Origin of the sequence: Salipiger sp. PrR003 (genome assembly GCF_010500785.1) — a bacterium.
GTDB lineage: Bacteria > Pseudomonadota > Alphaproteobacteria > Rhodobacterales > Rhodobacteraceae > Salipiger > Salipiger pacificus_A.
Window position 1 is genome coordinate 1 of the sequence record NZ_JAAGOV010000086.1, and the last position, 11,135, is coordinate 11,135.

Annotated in this window: 10 protein-coding genes; 2 read left to right on the top strand and 8 right to left on the bottom strand. The window is 64.9% G+C overall.

Annotated elements, in window-relative coordinates; genetic code table 11:
• The 6 genes from G0D83_RS26470 to G0D83_RS26495 form a co-directional block, all read right to left on the bottom strand.
• Positions 1 to 689, bottom strand: a 689-nt coding sequence (locus tag G0D83_RS26470) for a cation:proton antiporter (RefSeq protein WP_164197545.1), incomplete at its 3' end; no start/stop codon positions are given.
• Positions 690 to 824: 135 nt separating this feature from the next.
• Complete coding sequence (locus G0D83_RS26475) at positions 825 to 1,718, bottom strand: LysR substrate-binding domain-containing protein (protein ID WP_164197546.1); 894 nt, start codon at positions 1,716 to 1,718, stop codon at positions 825 to 827.
• A gap of 42 nt (positions 1,719 to 1,760) precedes the next feature.
• Entirely contained in the window at positions 1,761 to 2,600 is an 840-nt protein-coding gene (locus tag G0D83_RS26480) for an alpha/beta fold hydrolase (RefSeq protein ID WP_164197547.1), read from the bottom strand.
• A complete protein-coding gene (locus G0D83_RS26485) occupies positions 2,597 to 2,983 on the bottom strand; it encodes a hypothetical protein (protein ID WP_235958202.1) in 387 nt (128 codons plus the stop codon). Before G0D83_RS26485 ends, G0D83_RS26480 begins: the two co-directional genes overlap by 4 nt.
• 4 nt (positions 2,984 to 2,987) lie before the next feature.
• Complete coding sequence (locus G0D83_RS26490) at positions 2,988 to 4,163, bottom strand: muconate/chloromuconate family cycloisomerase (protein WP_164197548.1); 1,176 nt, start codon at positions 4,161 to 4,163, stop codon at positions 2,988 to 2,990.
• Positions 4,164 to 4,274: 111 nt separating this feature from the next.
• Positions 4,275 to 5,789, bottom strand: a complete 1,515-nt coding sequence (locus tag G0D83_RS26495; RefSeq protein WP_164197549.1) for a DASS family sodium-coupled anion symporter — start codon at positions 5,787 to 5,789, stop codon at positions 4,275 to 4,277.
• Between the two features lie 419 nt (positions 5,790 to 6,208).
• Between G0D83_RS26495 and G0D83_RS26500 the strand changes: the two genes are divergently transcribed.
• Positions 6,209 to 6,412, top strand: coding sequence for a hypothetical protein (locus G0D83_RS26500; RefSeq protein WP_164197550.1), 204 nt, complete (start codon positions 6,209 to 6,211; stop codon positions 6,410 to 6,412).
• Positions 6,413 to 7,159: 747 nt separating this feature from the next.
• Here the strand turns inward: G0D83_RS26500 and G0D83_RS26505 are convergent.
• Positions 7,160 to 7,660 carry a hypothetical protein gene (locus G0D83_RS26505; protein WP_164197551.1) on the bottom strand — a complete coding sequence of 167 codons (501 nt, stop codon included), beginning with the start codon at positions 7,658 to 7,660 and terminating at the stop codon, positions 7,160 to 7,162.
• A 1,354-nt stretch (positions 7,661 to 9,014) separates the two neighbouring features.
• Here G0D83_RS26505 and G0D83_RS26510 point away from each other — a divergent pair.
• Positions 9,015 to 10,577 carry a DUF4214 domain-containing protein gene (locus tag G0D83_RS26510; RefSeq protein ID WP_164197552.1) on the top strand — a complete coding sequence of 521 codons (1,563 nt, stop codon included), beginning with the start codon at positions 9,015 to 9,017 and terminating at the stop codon, positions 10,575 to 10,577.
• A gap of 88 nt (positions 10,578 to 10,665) precedes the next feature.
• Here G0D83_RS26510 and G0D83_RS26515 read toward each other — a convergent pair.
• The coding region (locus tag G0D83_RS26515) for a UDP-glucose/GDP-mannose dehydrogenase family protein (RefSeq protein ID WP_164197553.1) at positions 10,666 to 11,135 on the bottom strand (470 nt) is incomplete at its 5' end.

Sequence of the window (11,135 nt, forward strand, 5' to 3'; positions counted from 1 at the left end):
AAGAGGATGACCCCCAAGAGCCGCGCGCCGAGCCAGCCGGACACGGCCCCCACCACGGTTCGGTAGAGCACGTCCTGCAGCAGCCACTCTGCCCCCCATGTCGCCGGCGACAGCCCCTCGGCCGCGATGAGCAGGCCAAGGTAGACGAAGGGGAAGGCCAGCCCGTCGTTCAGCCCCGCCTCGGTGGTCAGGGCAAAGCGCACGGGGTGCTCGCGGCCCTGATGCGGCGGGCCGACCTGCACGTCCGAGGCCAGCACCGGGTCGGTCGGCGCCAGCACCGCGCCCAGCAGGATCGCCCCCGCAAGCGTCAGCCCGACCAGCCCGGTGCCGAGCCAGGCCACCGCGATGATGGTCAGCGGCATCGCGATCCCCAGCAGCCGCCAGGTCGGGCGCCAGCGCCGCAAGGGTCCGAGCTCGTCGATGCGCATGCCCGCGCCGAAGAGCGCGACGATCACCGCCATCTCGCTCATCAGCTCCCAGGGCAGCGGGGTCTGCCGCGGATCGGGCATCGGCGCCGCCCCGGGAAACAGCAGCGCGGCCCCGGCCCCGAACAGGATCATCAGCGCCGCCGCCGCGGGCTCGCGCCGCGAGACGAGGCGGGGCAGCCATTGCGCGAGGATGACGACAAGGCCGCCGATGGCCAGGGTGAGGTGATAGGGGGCAAGCTCGAAAAAGGGCTCGGAAGGCATTAAGAAGGTCCTGAGTGGGGGCAGTGCAGTACCCCCAACGTCTCAAGGGCCCATTCGTGTCCCGCCAGGTTCTCGTCTTCGCGGCCAACCGCCGCGCCGGGGTCCGGTGCGCCCTGCCCGGCCATGACCCCTAGCTCAGCCGCCCTGCCGGAGCAGCCTTTGCGTGACGGTGAAAAAATTGGTCACATGCGCCAGCCGGTTGTCCCGCCGCGCGCAGATCGTCAGCCGGGTGCCGGGGTTGTGCCCCTCGAAACGGCGGAAGACGACGCCGGGGCGGCTGACGCGGCTGACGCTCTCGGGCACCATGCACAGGCCGACCCCGACCGAGACCAGCGAGATGGCGGTCTGGTAGTCCTGCGCGAAGACCTGGTCGCGGGGGATGAAGCCGTTCATCTCGCAGCAGCGCAGCACGTCATCGGCAAAGCTCGGCCGCGGCCGGTGCGGGTAGAGCACGAAGGTCTCGGCCTCGACCTCGGGCAGCGGGATCGCCGCGCCGCGCGTGGCCAGCGGCGCGCTTTCCGGCACGGCCAGGACCAGCGCCTCCTCGACCAGCCGGAGCGTGCGCAGCTCCTCGCCCTTCAGCGCCGGGCGCGCTACGGCGATATCGAGATCCTGCTGCGCCAGCGCGCGCTCGAGCTCGGCATTGTTCATCGCCGAGAGCATCAGGTCGACCCCGGGATATTGCGCGCGGTAGGTCTTGATCACCTCGGGCAGCGGCCCGTGGGTGGCCGAGCCGACAAACCCCACCCGCAACCGCCCCGCGCCGCCCTCGCCGATCAGCCGGGTCTCGCGAAAGGCGCTGTCGAGCCGCTCGACCAGGTCGCGCGCCCGCTCGAGAAACAGCTCGCCCGCCGGGGTGAGGCGGATCTGGCTGCGCGAGCGGTCAAAGAGCTTGGCGCCCAGCTCGGCCTCGAGCGCGGCGATCTGGCGGCTGAGCGGCGGCTGCGCCATGTCGAGCCGGGCGGCGGCGCGGCCGAAGTGCAATTCCTCGGCCACCGCGAGGAAATATCTCAGCCGTTTCAGCTCCATCGCCTCTCCTGCCGCGCCCTGCCCGCGCTCGCCCTGCCCCCGCTAACCCATGCGCGCCAGCGCCGCGATGAAATGCGGCCGGAACGCCGCGGGGTTCTCGCTCATCGGAAAATGGCCGATGCCGGGCATGAGGGCAAGCGTGGCCCCGGGGATGGCCCGGGCGGTGCGCTCGGCATCCTCGGGGGTGCAGGTCATGTCGTACTCGCCGACCATGATGTGCAGCGGACGCGCCGAGGTGTCGATCTCGCCGAGCCGCCCGACAAGGCTGTCGTCGCGGGTGTAGAAGCTCAGATCGCCGCGGAACACGCCGGGGCCCGATTGCATGAACATCCACTGGGTGTTCCAGCGCTCGGCCTCCGGGCCCTGCGGCGCGATATTGGCCGAGACCAGCGCCGCGCCCATTTCGCCGCCATGGGCGTCGGGGCGGTGGAACCAGTCGATGTCGTACCAGGCGGGCTGGAAATCCGAGGCCTCGATGGCGATGAAGCCGCGGAACGGCTCGGGATGGCGCAGCGCCAGCTGCAGCGCGATCCGCCCGCCCATGGAGCAGCCGGCATAGACCGGGCTTTCCAGCTCGAGCGCGGCGACCATGGCCAGCACCACCTCGATGTAGGCTTCGGTGGTCAGCAGGTATTCCTCGGTCTGCCAGCCCTCGGGCGGCAGCGACTTGCCGTGCCAGGGCATGTCGACGGCGATGATCCGGTGCTGCGCCGTGATCTCGGCATCGTTCAGGATGTGCCGCCACTGCCGCGTGTCGGCGCCGGCGGTGTGGAAGCAGATCACCGGGCGGCCCTGCCCGGCTTCTTCGAAATAGACCCGGTGGGGGCGCCCCCCGACGTGAATCGTCACATAGCGTCCGATGATGGGCTCGATGCGGCTCATGCGCAGACCTCCCGGCCGAGGGCCATGAATTCCTTGAAGAAGCGCAGGTTCTTGACCAGCGCGAGGATGTCGCCCTCGATGCTGCCGCGGCCGGTCTTCACGAAGCCGAAGATGTCGTGAAAGCCCGCCTCGGGCACCGGCTCCCAGAATTTCAGCAGCGCCTCGCGGTCGACGCGCAGGGCAAAGCGCCAGGGGATCTTGCGCGAGGGGCCGGGGCGGATCTCCTCGATCCGGCCGCGGTGGAACATCAGGTAGAATTCCGCGCCGTCCACCTCGAGCAGCACGGTCTCCGAAAACAGCGCCCCGAGGCGCTGCAGATGCGCCCGCCCGGCAAGCGCCTCGGCCATGGCGATCAGGCGGGGATGAAGATCGGTCTCGCCCATCGGCTCACTCCTTCCTTGCGTATTTGTCGATGACGTCGGGGTTCGGCGTGACGCCAAGCCCCGGCCCCTGCGGCAGATGCACCTGGAAATCCGCGTAGCGCAGCCCCTCGGTCACCAGGTCCTCGACCAGGATCTTCGGGCCGAACTGCTCGGTGCCCCAGTCCAGGCGCGGCAGGGTGGCAAAGGCCTGCAGGTGCCCGGCGGCGCCGATCGAGCTTTCCAGCAGGCAGCCGCCGTAGAGCTGCACGCCGTGCGCGGCGGCGATGCCCGCCACCCGCTTGAGATTGTGCGCGCTGCCGTGCTTGCAGAGCTTGAGCGAGAGCACCGAGCCGGTCGCCGCGGCGCTCTCGCGCGCCGCCTCGGCCAGCGTCGAGACGCTCTCGTCCATCATCACCGGCACCTCGGAGCGGGCGGCGATGCGCGCCGAGGCGGCGGTCTGCCCGGCGGCGATCGGCTGCTCGATCAGGCTGACCCCGAGATCGCGCAGCGCCGGGAGGTGGCGGATGCACTCGGCCTCGCTCCAAGCCTGGTTGACGTCGGCGACCAGCGGCGTGTCCGCGGGCAGGGCCTTTTGCAGGGCGGCAAGGCGGGCCAGGTCGGTCTGCGGATCGGCAAAGCCGAGCTTGATCTTGAAGCGCCGGAACCAGCCGCGCCGGATCATCTCCAGCGCCTCCTCGACCTCCTGCGCCGCATCGCCGGAGGCCAGCGCCCAGATCGCCTCGAAGGAGGTGCGCACCGCGCCGCCGAGCAGCACATGCGCCGGCACCTCCAGCGTCTTGCCCAAAGCGTCGAGCAGCGCCATGTCGAGGGCCGATTTCGCGGTGTAGTTGCGCTTGGCGGCAAGCTCCATCCGCAGGCTCGCCGCCTCGGCAAGGCAGGCGGGCTGGCCGATCAGCGCGGGGGCGAGATAGGCGTCGATATTGGCCTTCATCGCCTCGACGCTCTCCTCGGCCCACCGCGGCCCGCCGAGGGTCGAGCCCTCGCCGAAGCCGGTGACGCCGTTGTCCAGCTCGACCGAGACGAAGATATAGCCCTGGTGGCGCACCGAGGTGTTGGAAAGCTTGTGCTGCCGGGTGGTCGGCGCCTCGATGATGCGGGCGGTGATCCGCCGGATCGCCGTGGCCCGGCAGAGATCGCGGCCTGCCGCGGTCTGCTGGGGCGAAGCGGACGAGTCTGTCATGGAAACCTCAGTGTTGGGAGCGTCTGCGGCCGCGGGCCGCTGGGAGGAAGACGGGGAGGAAGGCCCTGGCCCCGTCCGCCCCAGCGGCGATGGGGCCAGGACCGGGGCGGCTCAGCGGGCCAGCACGAGCGGCACGAGGGTTTCGATGACCCCGAAGATGACCAGCAGCGAGATCACGTTGAGCCAGACCCCGGCCCGCACCATCTGCTTGATCGAGACCTCGCCCGAGCCGAAGGCCACCGCGTTCGACGGTGTCGCGACCGGCAGCATGTAGGCCGAGCAGACCGCCAGCGTCATGACCGCGGTCATGATCAGCGGATCGATCCCGACGCCGGTCGCCACCGAGCCCATGATCGGGAAGAAGGCGGCCGCCGTCGCGGTGTTGCTGGTCAGCTCGGTCAGGCCGAGCCCGACCACGGCCGCCACCATCAGCACCACCAGCGGCGGCATGTCCCCGAAGGCGGCGACCTGGTTGCCGACCCAGACCGACAGCCCCGTGGCTGTGAAGGCCGCCGAGAGGCTCAGCCCGCCGCCGAAGAGCAGCAGCAGCCCCCAGGGAATGTCGCGCGAGGCGTCCCAGGTCAGCAGCGCGACGGGCCGGCCCGAGGCCTCGCGCTCGCCCGAGGAGACGAGGAAGCAGGCCAGCGCCGCCGCGATCGCCACCTGGCTCGAGGAGATCCCCGACAGGAAGGGCAGCGCGGCGTCGACGGCCGCGATCTTGGTCAGCAGCGGCACCGCGACCCAGAAGAAGATGGCCCCGAGGAAGATCAGCGCGACGCGCGATTCCGCCTTGCTCATCGGGCCGAGCGCCTCGACCTCGCTGCGGATCAGCGCCGCCCCGCCGGGCAGCTCGCGCAGCTCCGAGCGGTAGATCACCTTGGTCAGCAGCACCCAGCCGATACCCAGCATGATCGCGGCGAAGGGCACGCCGATCAGCATCCATTGCGCGAAGCCCATGTCATAGCCCTGCTGCTCGAGCAGGTAGGCCTTCATCAGCGCGGTCGGCGGCTGGCCGATCAGCGTGGCGATCGAGCCCATGGTGACGCCATAGGCGATGCCCAGCATCACCGCGGCCGAGAAATTCTTGTCGCGGGTCTCGAGCCCCTGCTCCTTGGCGAGATCGCGCACGAGATGCAGGATCGAGACCCCGATCGGCACCATGATCACCGCGGTCGCGGTGTTGGAAATCCACGCCGAGATGAAGGCCGAGGCGATCATCATGCCGAGCACGATCTGGTCGGGCCGGGTGCCGACCGCCTGGATGGTGCGCAGGGCGATGCGGCGGTGCAGGTTGCTGCGCTCGGTCGCGAGCCCCAGCACCACGCCGCCGAGCACGAGAAAGACCACCGAGTTCGCATAGGGGGCGGCCATGGCCGCGAAGCTGCCGACGCCGAACAGCGGGAAGAGCACCAGCGGCAGCAGCGAGGTCACCGGGATCGGCACCGCCTCGGTCATCCACCAGATCGCCATCCACAGCGCCGAGCCCGCCGCCAGCCGTCCCGGCATCGACAGGCTCTCGGGCAGGACCAGCGCGAGCAGCAGCCCGGCGATCGGACCGAGGGCCATCATCTTGAAGTTGATCGTCTCGCGCGCCCCGGCGGGTGCGTCGGTATTGGATGCAGTCATGGGGCGTCCTTCCTCCCTGGTCACGGCGCACGCAGTGCGCAGCGGGCCGTCACGGTGCGACCTTCCGCACCGCAATGGAGATGGGAGGAAGCTCGCGCTTTCGACGGTCATCGTCAGCACGCTAGTCACCCCAACGCTGCCTCAATCGCAATGCTTGCACCGGTAATTCATGATACCCAAAATGAAGATCTATAGCCCCTCCTCATATCGCCAGCGATGAGCACGAGGCCATTACGTGAGAGCAGCAACAAGTTGCTGTAAGGTCGCGCTCCAGTGCAGTGGCATCCTGGACGAAGGAGGCATTTCTCCTTCTCGGAGGCTCTGATGATGACGGGTTGGTGAGCTACACCCCGACATTCGGGCACTGACATAGGCTACGATTTGCGGTCTGCTGATCTTCGACGAGAAGGAGATCAGAGATGTCGAAACGGAAGCAGCACGCGCCTGAGTTCAAGGCCAAGGTCGCGCTGGAAGCCCTGAAAGGCGAGGAGGCGGCCGCCGAGCTGGCAAGCCGCTTCGGGGTGCATCTGGGACCGGCAGGTGTTTGCCTGCAAACACCGAGAGGCGACGATGATCCACCAATGGAAGCGGACTCTGCTCGAAGGCGCGTCTGGCGTGTTTGAGCGCGGGGGATGCAAGAAGCCGGAGATTGATGAGGAGCAGGTGAAAGAGCTTCACGCCAAGATCGGGGTGCTGGCGGTGGCCAACTCTTTTTGGGAACGAAAGCTGAAGCCCTAGGGCGGGAAGTGAGGCGCGGCATGATCGAGCCGGACCACCCGGACCTGTCGATCGACCAGCACGATCGCGCGCTCATCTTTCTACTACACGCCCAAGGGCGAGACCGAGCAATGATTGCTCATCGATCAGGTCTCCTTGCGGTGCCTGAATCACGCCGAAAGCCCAAAATCAATGGGTCTGGAGCCTAGCGCCTTTGAGACTAAGCACGCGCCGAAATGCGCGACCATCTACCCTTGCTCCGACGTGTTTCGCTGGGCGCACCCTTAAATTGGCCCTACCAAAGGTCCGGCTGTGGCTAATAATGACGCGCGTGGCGCGAGACCCTCTTCGCACGAAAAAGGCCAACCTTTTGAACGGGAAAAGAACTCCACCACAAAGGACACCGCAACGGTGCCCTATGCGCGTGGCAAATCAATCGGCGCAGCGTCTTTGTTGCGACCTCCAGAACGAAGCTTCGGCAAGTTGCCCTTCCGGAGAAACTCCTGCGATCACGTTGAGGATGCAGGCCGCTTCCATCGCTGCCGCGTATTGGTTCCTGCTCCGAGACAGCGCCGCGGCATTCTCTTCCGCCGACGTCCAAGTATATCCCGCACGCACCTGTTTTGAATTCATTTCACTACCCGGAATAAATACTACCAAGACTTCTTCAAATCTTTAAAGATCTGGCTGATCAGCTCATCGGCCCTACTTCCAACTAGAATCTTAGACGGGATATTTCTCAGAGATGGTTTCACCGTCACAGGTCGCGTGGATTCAGAAAGAAATGTAGCAATTAATCGAGCATGCTCTGCATTTCTCGCAACAATCGTCTCATTGAGAATTTCCCACTGCCAAAAGGCTTCTTCCGGCCAGGAAATTTCAGCTGGATATTTTTCGTCGCAGTCGCTGCACTCTATCATTCCGAACCGGTTGAACTCATAGCCACGCAAGGGCCCTTGGTGAAATTTGCTCACCTTCTCCTGATCGAGCTGCGGCGGCTCCCACGCAAAGTGCTCTGGATAAAGCTCCTCCACCACGACCTTGCCCCAAAGGTGGGCGCCCTGAGGAGCGCACTCGAACCTCCTAGCGTTTGAGAATTTGAATGGTTCGTGAAACAGCGCACGGCGACCACATTGCTGGCAGCGCACTTCCAAGGGACTCGTTCTCATAATCTTACCGTCACGATATCGTGCCCAACTTTCGGCCACTTGGGTGGAGAGGTCGGTTGTTCACATTTTTATTAGGAGCATAAAAGGTATTGGCAACCCAATGGCTTACATATCTCCCATGAGGTAAAATGTCGCATTTCAGACCCGATTAAGGCAAAATAATGCAATCCAAAGATCTTTATTTTGTCAAAGTACGGCCGTACTGCGGACACTTATCAAGCCAAACCTGCCCGCCCCTTATGTTAACCATACGTGAACAAAAGAACTTCCTTGAAAGCCTGGCCTCTACGGCATCTCTGGGCTGTAAAGATGCCTGAAACCGGCAGTCGATAGCGTTCGACAATCCTGCCCAACTTTAGACAGCTATCAGGCTTCAGGGAGCAGAATCACATTTTAGTGATCATGGGTTTTTTCAAAGCTTTCGACACTTCTGTCGCTTTAGATTCGATATAACATTCTTATTTTTGAATGCAGTGGAGACCTATTAAATGCAATTTATTGAATTTATTGTTTCAGTCTAAAATTCCCCCTCGCCCGCTTGGAAGAAGAGCTCTTATCTAATAAAATTAATGTCGATGCACATAAAAACATTTCTTTATTTAATAACGGAGCGTCAATTTATTTTGATTTAGGTGGGGAAAATTCATATTATTTTTAATCATCCTCACTCACCGCCGCATAAATGAATCTTCACTCACTGCGGCCACAGGCTGCGGTTTGGTCAGCGCGACTGTGGTGCCTGCTATCAGGCGACACCCTGGATCAATCGCTACGGCTTCTGGCTCTGCGCACTAGCCGCGCTCGTCGTCACCGCGTTGATTGTCGCAGGCGCGCTGCACTAGCGGGCGCCCCCACCGCCCGATGAAATGCTTCGAGTGACACCGATTGCGCGGACTGTTGAGCGGACCGCCTTGGCCCGTCCTCCTTGCCGATACTTGCACCATCTGCCCTGCGCATGCGGGTCAAAACCGCTCCCAGCACCGCGGTAGCTGTGGTATGTTTGCGGAACAATTTTAAGCAACGCGCGTTCTGCCGGACCCTTTTTGACGCGACGCTTTGACAAGTCTTTTCCTTGGTGAAGGAATTTGAAACGGTGGCTTCCAGGTCTCTCAGCAGCGTCCGGCAATTTGGCCGCGCCCCGATCATCCCGCTCTTATCCCCGTTACAGGTAGATCCGTTACAGGCACCGCCGGCCCCGGCCCGGGGCGGGCGCATCGCAGCCGCGCAGGAGGACCGCTGAGCTGAAAGCCTGACGCCCCGCCGGAATTTTCCGGGCGGCCGACCGCCCATGGGGCCGTATCCTACAATGATTTCAAAAATTTACTGAAGGTACAGACGAATGCTTTTGACTTATTTCGGCAATGATCGCGATATCTTCGACGATGCATTCTACAACAGCGCCGAGGGCGGCTTCGACATCGCGCTGCTGAGCGCGAGCAGCACCCAGGTCACCGTCCGCAACGAGGAGACCGGCTATACCACCAGGCTCACCGGCACCGGGCTGGCAGCCAGTGACGATCCCGCGGATCTCGCCGGCACGCTGACCGGGCTCGAGATCAGCAGCCCGACCGGGGTGATCGCCAGCTTCACCGGGCTGAATTGGGATCTTCCCGCCCTCTACACCGCGCTCGAGCAACTCTTCGACAGCGACGACGACGCCGCGCTCATGGCCCTGCTGAGCAGCGCACCGCTGACCGTGGACGCCTCGAGCTCGAACACCAACAGCACCTTCCTGCTCGATCAGGTCACCACCCCGGTCACCTATCTCGGCAGCAAGCTGCTCGACGAGATCACCACCGGCAGCGGCGACGACCGGCTCTTCGGCGACGGTTTCGCCGGCAGCTATGCCGAGGAGGCCTCGGGGCAGGTCTACCGGCTCTACCAGGCGACGCTCGACCGGGCGCCGGACCTCACCGGGCATCACAACTGGACCGAGCGGCTGCTCACCGGCACCATGAGCCTGCAGGAGGTGATCAACGGCTTCACCGGCAGCCCGGAGTTCAAGGCCACCTATGGCAATCTCGACAACCAGAGCTTCGTCACCCTGCTCTACAACAACGTGCTCGACCGCGACCCCGACGCCACGGGGCTGACCAACTGGACCGCGCGGCTCGACGACGGCATGTCCCGCGCCGAGGTGGTCAAGGGCTTCTCGGAAAGCGCCGAGTTCAAGGCCGGCACCGCCGGGGCCGCCTTCGCCTATACCTATGCCTTCGCCGAGGACAGCTCCGCCGCCACCTGGGGCGACGATGTCTACCGGCTCTACCAGGCGACGCTCGACCGCGCGCCGGACATCAACGGCTTTCTCAACTGGTCCGGACGGCTCGCGGACGGCATGGAGCTGGGCAAGGTGATCGACGGCTTCGTGCAGAGCGCCGAGTTCAAGGCCACCTACGGCGCGCTCGACAACGGCGATTTCGTCACCCTGCTCTACAACAACGTGCTCGATCGCGACCCCGATGCCACGGGGCTGACCAACTGGACCGCGCGGCTCGACGGCGGCATGTCCCGCGCCCAGGTAGTCGAGGGCTTCTCGCAGAGCACCGAGTTCAAGGCGGCCACCGCCGACGCTCTCAAGGAATGGCTGCGCGACGTCGATTACGGCAGCGGCTCGATCTACCACGACCTGCTGCACCCCGGCGCGGGCGACAACCTTCTGGCGGGGGGCATCGGCGCCGATGCCTTCGAGTTCGCCCAGGCCGAGGGCGGCAGCCACCGGGTGCTCGATCTCGAGCCCTGGGACTACATCTCGCTCGAGGGCTTCGGCTATGCCGATGCCGCCGCAGCGCTGAGCCACATGACCCAGGCCGGCAGCGACGTGAGCTTCGAGGACCAGGGGGTGAGCATCACCTTCAGCCAGACCCTGCTGGCCGAGATCACCGACGACATGTTCCTGGCCTGACGCGCTGCCCGCCCGCTGAAACGGAAGAAGGCCCCGGAAAAATCCGGGGCCTTCCTGCAATGTCTCTCTTGTCTTGCGCGCAGGCGGCTCAGCCCGGGAAGCCGGCCCGGCCGATGCTCTCGTAGGCGGCAAAGCCCGCCGCTTTGGCATCTTCGACCGCGTAGATGTTGCGCAGGTCGGCAAGGCGCGCGGTGGCCATGCCCGCTGCGAGCCGCTTGAGATCAAGCGCGCGGAACTCATTCCACTCGGTGAGGATGACCAGCACGTCGGCGTCCTTTGCGGCGGCATAGGGATCGTCCTCCCAGGCCACGCCCGGCAGCAGCGCCTCGCCCTCACGCTTGCCCTGCGGGTCGACCACCGAGACCGAGGCCCCACCGCCCACCAGCGCCGGCACGATGGTCAGCGAAGGCGCATCGCGCATGTCGTCGGTGTTGGGTTTGAAGGTGACGCCCAGCACGGCGACCTTCTTGCCGTTGAAGCTGCCGCCGCAGAGGTCGAGCAGCTTGTCGGTCATCCGCCGCTTGGTGTCTTCATTGACCTTGATCACCGTCTCGACGA